Origin of the sequence: Clostridium senegalense JC122 (assembly GCF_000285575.1) — a bacterium.
Taxonomy (GTDB): Bacteria; Bacillota; Clostridia; order Clostridiales; family Clostridiaceae; genus Clostridium_J; species Clostridium_J senegalense.
The window spans coordinates 386,646-404,531 of sequence record NZ_HE611050.1 but is presented as its reverse complement, the minus strand read 5'-3'; the positions used below and the strand labels follow the sequence as shown (position 1 = coordinate 404,531).

The 17,886-nt window shown below is 26.6% G+C and carries 17 protein-coding genes; 15 read left to right on the top strand and 2 right to left on the bottom strand.

The features are described 5' to 3' along the window. Positions 1-45 precede the first annotated feature (45 nt). Entirely contained in the window at positions 46-474 is a 429-nt protein-coding gene (locus CSGHG_RS02485; RefSeq protein ID WP_010292356.1) for a hypothetical protein, read from the bottom strand. Positions 475-742: 268 nt separating this feature from the next. Here CSGHG_RS02485 and CSGHG_RS02480 point away from each other — a divergent pair, with 268 nt between their 5' ends. Continuing rightward, positions 743-3,037, top strand: a complete 2,295-nt coding sequence (locus CSGHG_RS02480; protein WP_010292354.1) for an AAA family ATPase — start codon at positions 743-745, stop codon at positions 3,035-3,037. Continuing rightward, positions 3,024-3,200, top strand: a complete 177-nt coding sequence (locus CSGHG_RS23000) for a hypothetical protein (RefSeq protein WP_155844724.1) — start codon at positions 3,024-3,026, stop codon at positions 3,198-3,200. The genes CSGHG_RS02480 and CSGHG_RS23000 overlap by 14 nt, the downstream gene beginning before the upstream one ends. A 65-nt stretch (positions 3,201-3,265) precedes the next feature. Here the strand turns inward: CSGHG_RS23000 and ychF are convergent, their stop codons facing one another. Continuing rightward, positions 3,266-4,363 (bottom strand): redox-regulated ATPase YchF, encoded by a 1,098-nt coding sequence (ychF, locus tag CSGHG_RS02470; protein ID WP_010292352.1) that lies wholly within the window; start codon positions 4,361-4,363, stop codon positions 3,266-3,268. Between the two features lie 395 nt (positions 4,364-4,758). Between ychF and CSGHG_RS02465 the strand changes: the two genes are divergently transcribed. The 13 genes from CSGHG_RS02465 to CSGHG_RS02410 all read left to right on the top strand — a co-directional run bounded on the left by CSGHG_RS02465 (position 4,759) and on the right by CSGHG_RS02410 (position 17,842). Further along, positions 4,759-4,977 carry a hypothetical protein gene (locus tag CSGHG_RS02465; RefSeq protein WP_010292350.1) on the top strand — a complete coding sequence of 73 codons (219 nt, stop codon included), beginning with the start codon at positions 4,759-4,761 and terminating at the stop codon, positions 4,975-4,977. A 702-nt stretch (positions 4,978-5,679) separates the two neighbouring features. Beyond that, on the top strand, positions 5,680-6,603 hold the full coding sequence (gene rsmH, locus CSGHG_RS02460; RefSeq protein WP_010292347.1) for a 16S rRNA (cytosine(1402)-N(4))-methyltransferase RsmH: 924 nt from the start codon (positions 5,680-5,682) through the stop codon (positions 6,601-6,603). A gap of 27 nt (positions 6,604-6,630) precedes the next feature. After that, positions 6,631-7,122, top strand: coding sequence for a septum formation initiator family protein (locus CSGHG_RS02455; RefSeq protein ID WP_010292345.1), 492 nt, complete (start codon positions 6,631-6,633; stop codon positions 7,120-7,122). 377 nt (positions 7,123-7,499) lie between these two features. After that, positions 7,500-9,689: a stage V sporulation protein D gene (locus CSGHG_RS02450; protein WP_010292344.1), complete on the top strand. Its 2,190-nt coding sequence runs from the start codon at positions 7,500-7,502 to the stop codon at positions 9,687-9,689. A 396-nt stretch (positions 9,690-10,085) separates the two neighbouring features. Further along, positions 10,086-11,531, top strand: coding sequence for a UDP-N-acetylmuramoyl-L-alanyl-D-glutamate--2,6-diaminopimelate ligase (locus tag CSGHG_RS02445; RefSeq protein ID WP_010292343.1), 1,446 nt, complete (start codon positions 10,086-10,088; stop codon positions 11,529-11,531). Positions 11,532-11,534: 3 nt separating this feature from the next. Further along, a complete protein-coding gene (locus CSGHG_RS02440) occupies positions 11,535-12,920 on the top strand; it encodes a UDP-N-acetylmuramoyl-tripeptide--D-alanyl-D-alanine ligase (protein WP_010292340.1) in 1,386 nt (461 codons plus the stop codon). 1 nt (position 12,921) lies between these two features. Further along, positions 12,922-13,875: a phospho-N-acetylmuramoyl-pentapeptide-transferase gene (gene mraY, locus CSGHG_RS02435; RefSeq protein WP_010292338.1), complete on the top strand. Its 954-nt coding sequence runs from the start codon at positions 12,922-12,924 to the stop codon at positions 13,873-13,875. Positions 13,876-13,882: 7 nt separating this feature from the next. Further along, entirely contained in the window at positions 13,883-15,007 is a 1,125-nt protein-coding gene (spoVE, locus tag CSGHG_RS02430) for a stage V sporulation protein E (protein ID WP_010292335.1), read from the top strand. 253 nt (positions 15,008-15,260) lie between these two features. Further along, entirely contained in the window at positions 15,261-15,674 is a 414-nt protein-coding gene (locus CSGHG_RS25000; RefSeq protein WP_081496263.1) for a cell division protein FtsQ/DivIB, read from the top strand. Positions 15,675-15,703: 29 nt separating this feature from the next. Then, complete coding sequence (locus CSGHG_RS21675; RefSeq protein ID WP_010292334.1) at positions 15,704-16,024, top strand: cell division protein FtsQ/DivIB; 321 nt, start codon at positions 15,704-15,706, stop codon at positions 16,022-16,024. Between the two features lie 15 nt (positions 16,025-16,039). Further along, complete coding sequence (locus CSGHG_RS02420; RefSeq protein ID WP_010292333.1) at positions 16,040-16,762, top strand: DUF881 domain-containing protein; 723 nt, start codon at positions 16,040-16,042, stop codon at positions 16,760-16,762. A gap of 11 nt (positions 16,763-16,773) precedes the next feature. Continuing rightward, positions 16,774-17,115, top strand: a complete 342-nt coding sequence (locus tag CSGHG_RS02415; RefSeq protein ID WP_010292332.1) for a small basic family protein — start codon at positions 16,774-16,776, stop codon at positions 17,113-17,115. A 10-nt stretch (positions 17,116-17,125) separates the two neighbouring features. Continuing rightward, positions 17,126-17,842: a DUF881 domain-containing protein gene (locus CSGHG_RS02410; RefSeq protein WP_010292331.1), complete on the top strand. Its 717-nt coding sequence runs from the start codon at positions 17,126-17,128 to the stop codon at positions 17,840-17,842. Positions 17,843-17,886: the final 44 nt, after the last annotated feature.

Sequence of the window (17,886 nt, the reverse complement as noted above, 5' to 3'; positions counted from 1 at the left end):
TAAAATAAAAATTTAAATAAATAAAAGGAGATTAAAAATCTCCTTTTATTTATATCGTCTATCAGCTTTAACACGCTGTACTTTTTTAGGTATTTCACCATTAGATGGTACTAGTTCACTTTTGTTAGTCATGTTTACAATATTAATTATAGAAATAAATTCATCCTGCTTTTTCTTTCTTTTTTTCTTTTTATCCGGTTTTAACCCTTGAATAATTACAGAATGGCCTTGAGATATGTTCATAAAGGCAGGTTTTTTAAACCATCTTCTCTTTTTATAATAACAAGTATTAACTCCACTTGAAGCCATTGCTTTAACAACTAAAGTTGCAGTAATTGTATTTATAATACCTAAAAAGCTTTTCTGTTCTACTTTAATAGATAAAATTCTTCCTTGTAATTGAGTTAGTCTATCCCCATATCTATTTAAGTACGCGCTAGTATAACTTTGAGATAACTTATCTTTAAATCCCATATAAATAACTCCTTTTCAGTAATAATATATAGCTTTATCTAATAATTTAAATAATAATTACGAATAAATTTATTATATATTAAGTCGTACTAATTAACAAGTTTAAATTGTAAACGAAAATTATGCAATAGAATAGTGTTAAATATATATTTTATTATGTGTATTTTTATGAAATTTATAGATTTTATTTTAAAATTGATAAATTTGTTCCAAAAACATCGTTGTTAGAATATTAATATAATAAGTGATTACTAACGGGAGGGGAGCCATGAAAAAGAAATTAACTCCAAAAGAGGTTATGTTCAAATTTGATGTAAATAAGGTTCCATTTAAAAATAACATGTCTATGATTCCACAATATGAAAAAGCATATAAGAAAATAAAAGCAGCAATTGAAATAGAAAAAGAAGGGTATAATGTTTACTTAGTGGATGAGTACTCTAAAGATAAAATGGATAATATAATAAATTATGTAAAAGAGATATTTAAAAATTACGAAGCGCCAGATGATATATGTTATGTAGTTGAAGATGACATAAAAAAACCTGTACCTATGTTTGTAAAAAATGGGAATGGAAATTTATTTAAAAAAACTTTGGAAAAATTTCAGGATGTAATAGCAAATAAAACTTTTGAATTTTATACAAATTCTATAAGCAAGGAGAAAGAAAACCTTGTAGAGAAAATACAGAAAAAAAGAAGTGAAATGATTTCTTCACTGGTAACAGTATCTAAGGAAAATGGATTTGATATAAAATCTAGTGAAGGAGGGTTCACATTTATACCTCTAAATGAAGAAAAAGAAATGACTGAGGATGAATACGAAAACCTAGATGAGGAAACCAAAGAGGATATGTTATCTAGAGTAAATAATTTAAAAATAAAAACTAAAGAGATAATAGAAGAACTTAGAGACATGGAAATAAAAGAACTTGAAAAGATAAAAGAAATAATGAGGGAATATCTTTCAAATATAATAGAAAAAGAAGAAAAGAAATATTCTAAGTTATTAGAATCAGATGTCAAAGTTAAAGAGTATTTAAAATTTGTATCAAATAAAATATTAAATGAGTTACTTGAAAATTATACTGTGAATTATGAAGATGATGAAGAAAAAATTAATGAAATAATTTTTAAATATATTGTAAATGTAGTAGTAGATAATTCTCATAATAAAAAACCCCCAGTAATATTTGAAGAAGATCCAAGTCTAAATAATTTAATAGGAAGTATAGAATATGAAAATCACAATGGTATATATATATCAGACCCTTCCTTAATAAAAGCAGGCAGCATAATAAAGGCAAATGGTGGATGTTTGATAATAAGACTGAATAATCTTCTTAATAACCCACAATCATACTATTATCTAAAAAAAGTTTTATTAAATGAGAAGGTAGATTTAGACTATAATAAGGGATATTTAGAATTATTAGCATTAAGTGGACTAAAACCAGAGCCAATAAAAATATCACCAAAGGTTATTTTAGTGGGAGATTATGAATTTTATGATGTTCTTTATAGAAATGATGAGGATTTTAAAAAAATATTTAAAATAAGAGCAGAATATAATCCAATTATAAAAATAAATAAAAATTCTAAAAAAGCACTTATAGGACAAATAAAAATGTTTTGTAAAAATAATAATACTAGAGAATTAACTGAAGAAGCTATAAAAGAAGTAGCTAAGTATTTATGTAGAAAAGCTGAAAGTAAAAATAAGTTATATTTTGAAAATGATGAGGTCGGTAGTCTTATATTGTTAGCTAATAATTATGCAAAAGAAAATAATAAAGACATAATAGATAAGGATGATATTTTATCTGTTGCTTATGAGGATGAATTGATAGAACTAGAATTTCTTGAAGGATATAAAGAAAAAAGAAGTCTAATACAAGTTAATGGTAGTAAAATTGGACAAATAAATGGATTATCAGTAGTCGGGACTGGTTATGTAAGTTTCGGTCGACCATTAAAGATAACTTGTAGTTGTTATAAGGGGGATGGAAATATTATAGATTCCCAAAGAGATGCAAATTTAAGTGGTCACATACACAATAAAGCTATAAGTATATTAAAAGGATATATGAGTGCATTAAATGGGGGATATAAAAAATTACCAGTAGATTTTCATCTAAGTTTTGAACAAGTTTATGGAGTAGTAAATGGAGACAGTGCATCAGTAGCAGAAGTTATTTGTATGTTATCAGCATTAACTAAAATTCCTATAAAACAAAATATAGCTGTTACTGGTTCTATAAATCAGTTTGGTGATGTTCAACCAATTGGTGGAGTGAATGAAAAAATCGAAGGTTTTTTTAAGGTATGTAAAACAGTAGATGTGATAGAAAATAAATGTGTATTAATACCAAAATCTAATAAAGATGACTTAGTACTTTGTGAAGAAGTAGAAGAGGCAATTAAAGAAGGAACATTTTCTATATATACTATGGAAAATATCGAAGATGCAATTAAAGTGTTAATGGACAAAAGAAATTTGAGTTTAGATAAAATAAAAAAAATAATAGATAAGGAGCTCTTAAATTACAATGAAAAAAAATAAGAACCCTGATATTACAGTAAGGTTAAATAATTTTAAAATAAAAACTTATTTAGGGAGAAAACCTAAAATAATAGTTAAAGATTTACAAAGGAACAAGAAATATAATTTTAATTTATGGAAAATAAAAAATTTAAATATAGCAAGAAAATTATTAAACAAATAGAAATAAAAACACAACAAAAATTAATTTTTGTTGTGTTTTTATTAGTTGTATGCTTTTTAATTATGCTAAACATTAAATCTAAAGTTAACAACGTCTCCATCTTGCATTACATATTCTTTTCCTTCAAGTCTAAAATGACCATTTTCTTTAGCTGAAGCTTCAGAACCACACTCAACTAATTTATCATAAGAAACTACCTCAGCTCTGATAAAACCTCTTTCAATATCGCTATGGATTTTACCGGCAGCAGCAGGTGCTTTAGTTCCGTTTTTAATAGTCCAAGCTCTAACTTCTTGAACACCTGCAGTTAAATAGCTAATAAGTCCTAATAATTTATAGCTAGCTCCTATTAATTTATCAAGACCTGATTCTTCAAGACCATATTCTTCAAGCATTGAAAGCTTTTCTTCTTCATCAAGAGTTGAAAGTTCCTCTTCTAATCTTGCACAAATAACCATAGCTTCAGAATTTTCATTGCTAGCATACTCTTTAACTCTTTTTACTAAGTCATTTTCAAGATTTCCGTTCATTAAATCATCTTCACTTATATTGCAAGCGTATAAAACTGGTTTTGAAGTTATTAAGAATAATCCTTTTACAAATGCATCTTCGTCTTCTGTAACCTCAAGAGTTCTTACAGGTTTATTGGCTTCTAAGTGTTTTTTTATTCTTTCCATTAATTCATATTCAGCTTTTGCTGTTTTATCCCCAGATCTAACTAGTTTTAGAGATTTTTCCATTCTTCTATCTAAAACTTCTAAGTCAGAAAAAATTAATTCTAAGCTTATAGTTTCAATATCTCTAATTGGATCAACAGATCCATCAACATGCACTATGTTTTCATCTTCAAAGCATCTTACAACATGTACTATAGATGCAACCTCTCTTATATGAGATAAAAACTTATTTCCAAGTCCTTCACCTTTACTAGCACCTCTAACAAGACCAGCTATATCATAAAATTCTATTGCAGTATGAACTTTTCTTTTTGTATTATACATTTTCTCAAGGACATCTAGTCTTTTATCTGGTACACTAACAACTCCTACGTTTGGTTCAATAGTACAAAATGGGTAGTTAGCAGATTCTGCTCCAGCTTTAGTTATAGCATTGAAAAGAGTACTCTTTCCTACATTAGGTAATCCTACTATTCCTAGTTTCATATGTAAATTCGTTCCTTTCCATAAAAAAATATTCAAATTATAAAAATTTATATTTGCTCTTATCATATAGTTTTAAAATTATTTTTTTCTTGAATTCATAACAAAAATTTCATGAATAAATTTAAATTAGAGCTTGTTTTACTATAATAATATTAAAGATTTAATCTATATTACTATAGTAATGTCTAAATATAAACTATAAAACTCTTTTAAAATTATACTCTAGAACAAATTTAATTTCAAGAAAACTTGTAATTTCCATAAGTCTTTTAATGTTGAGCTTATTATAATAAGAAAAAACAAAATAAAAAGGAGTTTATACATAATAATTAGAAATAAATATAGGATACAAAAGTGTAAATTAAAATAATATTAGAGGTAAGGGGATTACGTTAATGAGAAAAATTAAACATTTAGTTTTAGGTGAAATTATTACGTTGTCATTTTTTATTGTGACAGCTAAATTATTTTGGATGGGAAGTTTTCCTGTACATGAAGAATTTGTAATTTTATGCTTAGTGATTATAGGGGGAATAATAATTATGTGTACATATATTATTTTTGACAAGCTAGAGGAAATAAAATGTGATATTAATAAATTGAAAGATAAATAATTATAGGAAAACAACCTTACATTTAGATTTATTCAATAATTTAAATGTATCTTTATGAAAAAATGTGTCATTGAATTCTAAGTATTTAAAACTATAATCTAAATAATAAATAAAATTTTAATACATATAATAAATAAAAAAATGTAAAATTAAAAAGATATTTATAGAAAAATAAGTACTTAATAAAAAGAATACTATATTTCGACAAAAAATATACGAAATATATATATATATAAAGGAAAAAACAAGAAAAAAACTAGAATATTTTTAAAGGTATTTTAATATAGTGATAGAATATTTTATGATATAAATATTTAATAAAGTTTAAATTTTAAATACATATGTAGTATTATATTATATAGAGATATTTTAAAAACAAGTATCTAACTACTATATAGTACAAAGTTTTAAAATTTGAAATTAATTTATAATCCTATGTATTTAATGAAATAAAACAATTTAAAATTTATTTATATAAAAATTTGTTTTTATTGATGAATATAGAATTATTATATAAACTTCAAATAATTTTATAATTATTTAAGCAAATATTTTAAAGGATAAATTCATATTAAAACTAAAAATAGATAAGTAAATAATTAATTTTAAAAATTTTTTAATTATAAATCTTTTATAGTTTTTATTGTATTATTATATTATTATATAAGATAATAAAGAACTAACATTTAAGGAGATATAGCAATGGATTTTAAACATGTATCAGTGTTACTAGATGAATGTATAGAAGCACTTAATATTAAAGAAGATGGAATATATGTAGACTGTACTTTAGGCGGTGGAGGTCATTCAAGTGAAATATTAAAAAAATTATCTGAAAAAGGTAGGTTGATAGGTATTGACCAAGACAAAGATGCTTTAAAGGCAGCAAATGAAAGATTAAAGGAATACAAAAATACAACATTTGTTCATAATAATTTTTACAATATAAAAGAAATTTTAGAGAAACTTAACATAGAAAAAGTAGATGGTATACTTATGGACTTAGGCGTATCTTCATACCAGTTAGATAATGCTGATAGAGGTTTTAGTTATATGAAAGATGCACCTTTAGATATGAGAATGGACAGAGAAAATTCATTATCTGCATACAATGTAGTTAATGATTATAGTGAAGAGGAACTTGCAGATGTAATAAAAAGTTTTGGAGAAGAAAGATTTGCAAAGAGAATTTCAAATTTTATTGTAAATAGAAGACCTATTGAAACAACATTACAACTTGCTGATATTGTAATGGCTGCAATTCCAGGTAAATTTAAAAAAGATGGAGGACATCCAGCTAAGAGAACTTTTCAGGCAATAAGAATTGAAGTTAATAAAGAACTTATGATACTTAATAAAGCGATAGAAGATTCCGTGGAGGCTTTAAATAGTGATGGTAGAATTGCTATAATAACTTTCCATTCTTTAGAGGATAGAATAGTTAAAAACAAATTTAAAGAATTAAATGATCCATGTAATTGCCCTAAAGAGTTACCATTTTGTGTATGTAATAAAAAACCAATAGTAGATTTAGTAAGTAGAAAACCAATTGAGCCATCAAAAGAAGAACAAGAAAACAACTCTAGAAGTAGAAGTTCTAAATTAAGAGTAGCTAGAAAAATTTAGTTCTAAAATTAGTGTGGGGGGAGTAAAATGGTAGTAGAAAAGGACAAAACAATTGTAAATGGAAGCAATGCATTAAAAACAACTGTTGCCGTAGAACGTAAAAAAGTTGAGAAACAAAAAAGAACTGGGGTAAAAGTAGACAAGCAAAAGATTATAAGAAAAAGACTTGGATTTATAAGAAATGTAGCATGCTCATTTGTAGTAGGAGTGTTTATTTTGTCCAGATATTCAACAATATATAATACACAAATACAAATAAACGATAAAAAAGACGAGATTTCTAAATTAAAAGCTGATAACGAATCAATAAAGGTACAACTTATTAAATTTAATAATTTGGCTTATATAGAAGATGTTGCTGTAAATAAATTAGATATGAAAAAACCAGAAGCATCTAAAGCACTATATATGGATTTAGAATCTAAAGAAGTCTCAACTAAAAATGATAATGCTAATAAAGATTTATCCGATTCTTCTACAAAAAAAATTTTTGAAAAACTTAAGAAATTATTATTTTAAGACTTTTTACTATAAAGTTACTTGTTATATTTAGGTGAAAAGAATGTAGATTATATAATAAAAATTTTTAACATAATTTTAAATTGTTAATTTATGAGAGGGAAAATTTCTATATTCAGTTGTAACTTTGATTAATAAGCTAAAAATAAAATTGGTATAGAAAATTTAATGTAATAAATGCTTATTACATTAAATTTTTATATTAGGTGTATTAATGTTTAAAAGTTATATAAGGCTATGTTTTAGTTTTTAATGTAAAATATTTACAAATATTCAATAATATACAAACAAAATACACTTAATATCCAAGAGTACTTTTGGTGAAAAGTTTTAAATTAAAAATGTTTTAGCAAAAGTAATGTTTTGGGGGAATGTGTGTGGCTAAATCAGAGTTAAGAGATAAAATAAAAATAAAGAAAAGAGTAATAGGGTTAATTAGTTTAGCATTTGTAATATTTATTACTTTGATTATTAGGCTTAGTTACATAATGATTGTAAAAGGCGATGATTATAAAGATAGAGCAATAGTTCAATGGACAAGTGATGTAAGAGTAAGTGCTAAGCGTGGAAGAATATTAGACAGAGATGAAAATGAGCTTGCGGTAAGTGCCAATGTATATAGAGTAGATTTAGACCTTAATGCTCTTAGAGATTCTTTGGAAAGTAAAAAATTAACTATGGAAGATATTGCACCAGATGTAGCTGAAATATTAGATATGGAACCTAAAAAAGCTTTAAAAATAATGACTAAAAGGTTGCCTAATGGGAAATTAATGGGAAGCGCTATATTAAAAAGGAGAGTTGAAAAAGAAGCTGTAGATAAAATTAATGCATATCAACAAAAAAAAGATATAATAGGTTTTGTCATAACCCCAGATACAAAACGATATTATCCTAATAATAATTTTGCATCCCATGTACTAGGGCATACAAATTCAGATGGTGATGGATTAACTGGTGTAGAGTTATATTACAACAAGTATTTGTCAGGGGTTCCTGGAATTAAAATTGATGAGCTAGATACTAAAGATGAGAGTATTTCAAATAGTATATCTAATTATACTAAACCTGTTGATGGAAAAGATGTAGTGTTAACTTTAGATGAAAATATGCAATTTTTTGCAGATAAGGCTGCTTCTCAAGCTTTAGAAGATAATAGTGCAAAAGCAGTATCAGTTGTAATTATGGATCCTAATAATGGGGAAATATTAGCAATGACTAATAAGCCAGATTATAACCCTAATTCTCCTTGGCAAGAAGGTCTTAGCAATGATGAAACTCAAAAGGTTTGGAGAAATAGATGTATAAGTGATACATTTGAGCCAGGATCTATTTTTAAAGTTGTTACAGCTACAGCAGCTATAGAAACTGGCAATGTTAAAGAAAATGATAGCTTTGTATGTAGCGGTGGTATGACTGTTGGAGGAAGAAATATACATTGCTGGAAAAGGATAGGACATGGGACTTTAACTTTTCAAGAAATAATAAAGAATTCATGTAACGTTGGTTTTATGACTTTAGCAGAGAGGATGGGAAAGGAAAACCTTTCTCAATATATTGAAAAGTTTGGTTTTGGTAAAAAAACTGGTGTAGACTTACCAGGAGAAGCCTCTGGTATAATAAAACCTGTGGATAAAATTACAACAGTAGATCTTGCTACTATATCATTTGGACAAAGTAATACTTTATCTATAATGCAATATATGCAAGCATTTAATTCTATAGCAAATGGAGGAAAACTTATTACTCCACATGTTATGAAAGAAATAATTCATTATGAACCAAGTGGGGAAAAGGTTATTGATAGCACTTATGAACCTAAAATTATAGAAGGAAATTTTAAAGAAGAAACTATGAAACAGATGAGGGATAATTTAGAAGCAACAATTTCATCTGGTGGAGGTTCTAAATGTTATATAGAAGGATATAAAATAGGTGGAAAGACAGGTACAGCTCAAAAGGTTGTTAATGGTGTATATGGACAAGGAAAGTATGTATCTTCTTTTGCTGGCATGTTTCCAGCAGATAACCCTAAGGTTACAGTTTTTGTATCAATAGATGAACCGGATCCATCAATGTATTATGCAGGACAAATAGCAGCACCCGTAGGAAAAATGATATTTACAGATATAGCTAATTATTTAGGGGTTAAGCCTGAATATAGCGAAGACTCCGATAAAGGGAAATTAAAGGATGTAAGTATCCCTGAAATTAGAGGCGTGAAAAAACAAGATGGCGTCAAAATTCTTAAAGATTTAGGGTTAAAATATAGAGTTGAAGGTGAAGGTGAATTTATAGTTGATATAAATCCTAAACCAGGCATTTCTGTAAAAGAAGAAACAGAATTATTAGTATATGTAGGAAATGGAGAAGAAAATGATGAAAAAGTTCTAGTTCCAGATATTACTGGTTTAACACCTGAAAAAGCTGAAAATATATTAAAAGAAATAGGACTAGAAGTTGAATTTCAAGGTGAGGGGCTTGTAATAGAACAAAGCATAGCTAAAAATCAAATAGTTTCTAAAGGAACAGTAATAACAGCACATTTATCAATACTTGATGATTAATATGGTGATTTTATAAGGCATGTACAATTTTATGTAATTTATATTAAGTATAGGTTAATTAGATTAGGATAAAGTAATGGAATTTTATTGATAACATTTAAAATATGGTGTATAACTATATATATTGATAAATTTATATGGTAGCATGCATAAGGTATGCTACCTATTCCCTTGTTATAGATAAACAATTAAAAATGTAATAGTTTTTGTATAAGTAAAATATAGGTTAAAAACTTTATATTAAGGTTGATTTACATAATAGTTATGAATGAATTATTTTAGAAAAAAATTAAGTTTATAAAATGAAAATAGTAATAGATTAAAGTTTAAAGTGTATATCTATAGTTAGGGTAATTAAAATAAAAAGATAAGAAGTTTATATAAAGGAGTGGAAATATGAGGCTATCTAAACTTTTAAATAATATAGAGTATAAAATAGTAAAGGGAAATAGTGATATTAATGTAAAGGCTATTCAATATGACTCTAGAAAAATAAAAAATGGAGATGCTTTTTTTTGTATAGAAGGCTTTGTTGTTGATGGACATGATTATATAAAAGCTGCTATAGAAAAGGGAGCAAAAGTTATCATAGTACAAAGAAATATAGAAATTAGTGAAGATGTTACTGTTGTTTTAGTTGAAAATAGCAGAAAAACTCTTGCAATAGCAGCTGGAAATTACTATGATAATCCAAGTGAAAAACTAAATATTATAGGTATTACAGGAACTAATGGTAAAACTACATCAACTTTCATGATTAAATCTATATTAGAAAAGTGTGGTCATAAAGTAGGGTTAATAGGCACAATTGCAAATTACATAGGAAATGAAAAATTGAAAAGTGAAAGAACAACACCAGAATGTTTAGAACTACAAGAATTATTTAAAAATATGGTAGATAATGGGGTTACCCATTGTGTTATGGAAGTATCTTCTCACTCATTAGATCTTTATAGAGTATATGGAGTTAAATTTAAAGAAAGTATTTTTACAAACTTAACACAAGACCATTTAGATTTTCATAAAACTTTTGAAAATTACTTTAATGCAAAATTAAAATTGTTTTTAGCAAGTGAAATGTCAATAATTAATATAGATGATAGTTATGGAAAACAAATCAAAGATATAGCAAATAATAAAATTATAACTTATTCTATTGATGAAGAGTCCGATTTGAAGGCATATGATTTAAATCTTCATTCAAGAGGTATAGAGTTTAAAATAAATTATAATAACAAAGTTGAAATTATTAATCTTAGTATACCAGGAAAATATAATGTTTATAATGCACTAGGTTGTATAGTTGCAGCTTTAAATGAAGGTGCAACTATAGAAAACATAAAAGAAGGACTAAAGTCTATAATGGTGCCTGGTAGATGTGAAATAGTGACATTGAATCATGATTTAGGTTATGATGTTATAATAGATTATGCACATACTCCTGATGGTTTAGAAAAAATTCTAAAATCTGTTAAAGAGTTTACTACAGGAAGACTTATATCTGTATTTGGATGTGGTGGAGATAGAGATAGCGTAAAACGACCAATAATGGGGAAAATAGGCGCAACATTAAGTGATATAGCAATAATAACTTCAGATAATCCAAGAACAGAAGATCCTTTTAAAATAATTGAGGATGTAAAAAGTGGTATAAAAAGTGATAACTATATTGTTATAGAAAATAGAAGAGATGCTATAAAAGAAGCTATGAAAATGGCAAAGAAAAATGATATTATAGTTATAGCAGGAAAAGGTCATGAGGATTATCAAGTACTAAAGAATAAAACAATTCATTTTGACGAAAGAGAAGTAATAGAAGACATCATAAAGGAGTTGTATTAGGTCATGGAATATTTATCAATTAATGAAATTGTTAATGCACTTAATGGTAAATTAATTTTAAATGGAAATATAGGAAATTTTAAGTCTGTATCCATAGATAGTAGAAAAGTAGAAAAGGGCAATATATTTTTTGCTTTAAAAGGAGAAAATTTTGATGGACATAATTATTTAAAACAGTGCTCTGAAAATGGAGCTGGATTATTAATTGTTCATAATGAAAATTTTAAAAAAGCAGACATAAAAGAATATACATCAGTGATTTTAGTAGAGGATACACGAAAAGCATTAAGAGATTTAGCAGAATACTATAGAAAAAAAATAAATATAAAAGTTGTTGGAATAACTGGATCTACAGGTAAAACTTCTACAAAAGATTTAGTAGCAGCAGCTTTATCAGAAAAATATAAGGTTTTTAAAACTAAAGGAAATTTTAACAATGAAGTAGGACTGCCTCTTATGGTATTTGACATCGATAATTCTTATGATATAGCTGTTTTAGAGCTTGGCATGAGCAACTTAGATGAAATTCATAGATTAACAAAAATAGCAAGGCCAGATGTTGCAGTTATAACAAATATAGGAATTTCTCATATTGAAAATTTAAAAACTAGAGAAAATATCTTAAAGGCAAAGATGGAGATAGTAGATTTTTTTGAAAAAGATAATATTTTAATTGTAAATGGTGATAATGATTTATTATCAACAGTAAATTCTAATAAATTTATTACTGAAAAAATTGGTATAGAAAGTGATTATAATTTTAAAGCTTGTAACATAATTATAGGTGAAGAAAATATAAAATTTAATGTGTTAGAAAATAATTCTTTAATTGATGAGAAATTTAAAATTAATGTATTAGGAAAACACAATGTGTTAAATTCATTGCTTGCAATTGCTGTAGCAAGAAAGTTTAATGTAAAATACAGTGATATAAATAAAGGGTTTGAAAATTTAGAAGCTACATCTATGAGACTAGATATTGAAAAATGCAATAAATTTACAATAGTTAATGATGCTTATAATGCTAGTCCAGATTCAATGGAAGCTGCAATAGATGTACTTAAAAATTTAAATGGAAAAAGAAAAATAGCAGTTTTGGGATCTATGAAAGAGTTAGGTGATGAATCATATAAAGCACATATGGATGTTGCTAAATATGCAAAAGATAATAATGTAGATATGTTATTAGTGATAAGTGAGTATTCAAATGCTTTTGAAGAAGGATTTGGGAATAATATAAAAATATTTACTTCTAAGGAAGAGGCTATAAACTTTTTAAAAAATAATATTCAAGCTGAAGATGTGTTACTTGTAAAAGCATCTAGATCAATGAAATTTGAGATTATTGTAGATGCAATGAAAAAGTTTGATGCTAAGGAGGTGATATAAAATGAGTAAAGTTATATATTCAGTTCTAATAGCGTTAATAGTTACTTTACTTTTATCACCAGTTATGATTCCTTTACTTACTAAATTTAAATTTGGTCAAAGTATTAGAGAAGAAGGTCCCAAAAGTCACTTAAAGAAGGCTGGTACACCTACAATGGGTGGTATAATATTTATTTTAGCTACAGTTATAACTATGGTTATAATATTAAGAGATGTTAAACCAGAGGCAATGATTGCCCTTATTTCATTAGTTGGATTTGGTATTATAGGTATTATTGATGATTCTTTAAAGATAATACACAAGCATAATGAAGGATTAAAATCTTATCAAAAGATGATATTATTAGTTGCATTAGCTATTTTCTTAGGATATTATTCATCACAAAGAATGGGTACAGACATAATAATTCCATTTATAAATAGAACTATAGATTTAGGATCTTTCTTTATTCCATTTATAGTATTTTACTTTGCAGCAACAACAAATGCCGTTAACTTAACTGACGGACTAGATGGACTTGCAAGTTCTGTTTCATTATTAGTAATGACATTTTTTGCATTAGTTAGCTTTGGTATGGGATATTATAATTTAGCGATTTTTTGCGGAGTTTTAGCAGGAGCTTTATTAGGATTTTTAAGATACAACTCTTATCCAGCACAAATTTTTATGGGAGATACTGGTTCTCTAGCATTAGGTGGTGCAATAGCTGCAGTAGCAATGGTGCTAAAATTAGAAATATTAATTTTGATAGTTGGAGGAATTTATGTTTTAGAAGTTTTATCCGTTATAATACAGGTAATATCATTTAAGCTAACAGGAAAAAGAGTATTTAAGATGAGTCCAATACATCATCATTTTGAATTATCAGGATGGCATGAAAGTAAAATAGTTGCTGTATTTTCTATAATTACAGTAGTTCTTTGTTTAATAGGTTTCTTATCAATTACACCTTAAAATAGTATTGGGGGAAATAAAATATGAAGAAAACCAAAAAAAACTAGGGGAAATTGATTTTATACTTTTTGCTATAATTTTGACTTTAGTATGTTTTGGCGTGATTATGGTTTATAGTGCTAGCTCATATTCTGCAGCATTTAAAAATAATAATGCAGAACTTTATCTTTGGAAGCAATTGATGTGGGCTTCTTTAGGAGTTATAAGTATGATAGTCACTATGAATGTAGATTATCATAAATACAAAAGATATACAGGTAAGCTAATGATAATAACAATAGTATTGTTATTACTAGTGTTTGTTTTTCCACCAGTTAATGGTGCTAGAAGATGGATAAGTCTTGGTCCATTAGGTTTTCAACCATCTGAAATAGCAAAATATGTTGTTGTACTGTTTATAGCAATGTTTATAGATAGAAAAGGTGAAAAAATAAAAAGCTTTAAAGAAGGGATATTCCCTTGTTTAGCTGTAGCAGGTGTTTATGCAGGGTTGATATTAGCAGAAAAGAACCTAAGTATTACAGCTATAACAATGATGGTAGCACTTGTTATGCTACTAATATCAGGTGTTGAAATAAAAAAATTTGCAAAGATATTTTTGCCGATTGTTGCACTTGGAGTAGTGGCTATAATATTTGAGCCTTACAGATTAAGAAGAGTAACTGGATTTATGGATCCATGGAAAGATGCTCAAGGAGATGGATATCAACTTATACAATCTTTACTTGCTCTAGGATCCGGTGGACTTACAGGAGTTGGTATAGGACAGTCAAGACAAAAGTGCTTCTATATACCAGAACCTCATACAGATTTTATATTTGCCATTGTAGGAGAAGAATTAGGTTTTATAGGATGTACATTTGTAGTAATCCTTTTTATACTATTTTTATGGAGAGGTTTAATTGCAATTTTAAAATCTAAAGATATCTATGGCACAATGCTTGCAACAGGAATAGTTGCTATAATAACATTACAAGCTATTATAAATATAGCAGTTGTTACAGTTTCAATGCCTACAACAGGGGTTCCTCTCCCATTTATAAGTTATGGAGGTTCGTCCTTGGTTATAAATATGACTGCAATGGGTATATTGTTAAATATTACAAGGCAAAATAATTATAAGAGTTTATAAAATAATATGATTTAAAAATAAAATTGACATGGTTTATGTCAATTTTATTTGCTTTTATGGAACAATTTAATAATACTATTAAATTGATTTTTATAATGAATTTAATTTAAAATAGTGTTATCATATAAGTGGTGTTCTATGAAAATTTAAAAAAATGTATAAATGGTATATAATTAACTATAAATCAATAAAATGTAAATTTATGAAAAATAGGTGAAGAAGATATGCTGACTGTAAAAAATAAAAAAAATCTATTTTAGAAAATAAGGAAGAGCTGTTAAAGAAAAAGAAGAAGATTAAAAGAATTAAAAGAACCACAACTTTTTTAATAATTCTTATTAGTATCCTTATAACTTTATGTTTAAAGTTACCTTATTTTAATATAGCTTCAATAGAGGTTGAAGGTAATCAAAATTTAAAAACTGACTATATAATAGAAGCCTCTAAAATTACCGTTGGTAGAAACATATTTTTAACCAAAAAAAGTGAAGCAATATCAAATATAAAAAATAATCCATATGCCACAAATGTTAAAATAAAAACTAAATTTCCTAATAAAATAAATATTGTAGTTACTGAAAGACAAGCAAGCTTTTATATTAAATCAAAAGATGAGTTTTTTATTATTGATAAAGATGGTATAGTTTTAGAAAAAGTAAAAAAATAGAGAATAACAATCTAATTTATATAAATGATTTGGAGTTTAAAAATTTAGAATTAGGTGGTAAAATAGAACTTAAAAATCCAGAACGAATATCAACAATAAATAATTTATGTAATACAATTTATGAATATAATAAAAATGAGAAGAGAAAAATAAATACTGTAGGATTAAATAATTTTGTAGATATAAAATTATATTGTGATGGTGATTTATATATAAATATTGGAACAGAAGAAAATCTAAATGAAAAACTTACTAAAGCTATCAATATATTAAAAAATGAACAGTTACAGGGAATAAAAGGATATGTAGATGTAAGTTTTGATGGTAATCCGGTTATATATAGAAATTAATAGGAGGGCTTAAAATTGAAGAAGGTAACTAACCAACTTATAGTAGGTAGCATATTTTTAGTTTTAGGTTTTTTAGTAACAGTACAAATAAAAACTTTAAACAAACAGATTGCTGGAAAAGATGATGCGACTAATAACAGTGAAATATTAGTAGAAAATGAGCATTTAAAGAAAGAAAAAGAAGATCTTCAAAAAAAGATAGATGAATTAACCTTGAAATCTAAAGAATTTGAAAGTGCAGCAGCTGGTAGAACAGAAGAGAGTACTTTATTACTAGATGAGTTACAACAAAGTAGATTACAAAGTGGAAATGTAGATGTTAAGGGACCAGGTATAACAGTATATATAACGCCTAAAAGTAATTTATTTAATAACAGCATAGAAGTTACTCCAATTAGCGATTTGGATTTGTTATCAATTGTGAATGAGTTAAATGCTGCAGATGCAGAAGCTATTTCTATAAATGATATAAGACTTACAAGTAGAAGTGGAATAAGAAGTGCAGGTAGTAATACTATTGTTATAAATAATGAAAGAATCTCACCTACAGCAAGGGTAGTGATAAAAGCAATAGGTAATAAAAAACTTTTAGAAGGTGCCATTAATTTTCCAGGTAATATACCATCAAAACTTCAAAAGACTTGTGATGTGACTTATGAAATGAAAGATGATATTGTGGTTAAAAAAACCAATGAGACTCAACAGTTTCAATATGTAAAACAAGTTGACAATGAATAAGGGGTGATTAAATGATAATATTTATAGGATTGGTTTTAGGAATAATACTTGGTGTTGTTTTTAATATAAATATTCCAGTGAAATTCTCACCTTACATATCAGTGGCTATATTTGCTTGTATAGATTCGGTTTTTGGAGCAATAAGAGCTATGGTTAATAAAAATTTTAGAGCTGATGTGTTTATATCAGGATTCTTTGGAAATGCATTGCTAGCGGCAGCAATGGTGTATTTAGGCGAAAAACTAGGTATACCAGTGTATTTAGCTGCAATAATAGTATTTGCAGGAAGAATATTTAACAACTTTGCTATAGTAAGAAGGTTGCTTTTAGACAAAACTAAGTTCCATAATTGAGGTGATGTAAGTGCGAAATAATGAAGCAACTCTATTTGTATTTATAGCATCAATAATTGTTGGCGTTTTAATTTCCATGAATATAGAAATAGGGGATAATACTAGATATCTTGATATGGATCAATATGAAGAAGCGTACAATGAAAAAGCTAATTTGCAAAGAGATATTATATCATTGCAAGACCAACTAGATTCCTTAGAAAAAAAGATGAAAAAATACGAAGAAAGTTCTTATTACACATCTGAGGTAATGCATGAAATAGATAAAGAACTTAAGGATAATAAGCTAATATTAGGAACATCAAAGGTAAAGGGAGAAGGAATAAAAATAACATTAAATGATGCTCCACAAGTTGCTTTTGGTCAAAAGTATACATCTGACATGTTGATTCATGATAAAGATATCATTAAAGTTATAAATGAATTAAGAAATGCAGGTGCAGAAGCTATCGCTGTTAATGACTATAGGGTGATATCTAACAGTTATGGATTTTGTGCAGGTTCTAATATAAATGTAGGGGGAATAAAAGTAGTAGCTCCATTTTATATAACTGCAATAGGGAATAAGGATGTTATGGAAAACTATTTGACAACTCAAGAAAATCACGTTAAAGCATTAAAAAGAAGAGAATGTTATGTTAATATAGAGACTTTGTCATCTTTAGAAATTCCAGCTTATAGTGGTATTATAAAAAATAATTATTTAACTGAAAATATGGAAAAATAGTATCAAATATTTATGTATTTTGAAGGAGTTTTTGTTTAAAACGA

Bases quoted from the DNA above. Each gene is read 5' to 3' on its own strand.
- mraY (WP_010292338.1), top strand. From the start codon at position 12,922: ATGAGTAAAGTTATATATTCAGTTCTAATAGCGTTAATAGTTACTTTA.
- CSGHG_RS02445 (WP_010292343.1), top strand. From the start codon at position 10,086: ATGAGGCTATCTAAACTTTTAAATAATATAGAGTATAAAATAGTAAAG.
- rsmH (WP_010292347.1), top strand. From the start codon at position 5,680: ATGGATTTTAAACATGTATCAGTGTTACTAGATGAATGTATAGAAGCA.
- CSGHG_RS02485 (WP_010292356.1), bottom strand. From the start codon at position 474: ATGGGATTTAAAGATAAGTTATCTCAAAGTTATACTAGCGCGTACTTA.
- CSGHG_RS02440 (WP_010292340.1), top strand. From the start codon at position 11,535: ATGGAATATTTATCAATTAATGAAATTGTTAATGCACTTAATGGTAAA.
- CSGHG_RS02465 (WP_010292350.1), top strand. From the start codon at position 4,759: ATGAGAAAAATTAAACATTTAGTTTTAGGTGAAATTATTACGTTGTCA.
- CSGHG_RS02480 (WP_010292354.1), top strand. From the start codon at position 743: ATGAAAAAGAAATTAACTCCAAAAGAGGTTATGTTCAAATTTGATGTA.
- ychF (WP_010292352.1), bottom strand. From the start codon at position 4,363: ATGAAACTAGGAATAGTAGGATTACCTAATGTAGGAAAGAGTACTCTT.
- CSGHG_RS23000 (WP_155844724.1), top strand. From the start codon at position 3,024: ATGAAAAAAAATAAGAACCCTGATATTACAGTAAGGTTAAATAATTTT.
- CSGHG_RS02455 (WP_010292345.1), top strand. From the start codon at position 6,631: ATGGTAGTAGAAAAGGACAAAACAATTGTAAATGGAAGCAATGCATTA.
- CSGHG_RS02415 (WP_010292332.1), top strand. From the start codon at position 16,774: ATGATAATATTTATAGGATTGGTTTTAGGAATAATACTTGGTGTTGTT.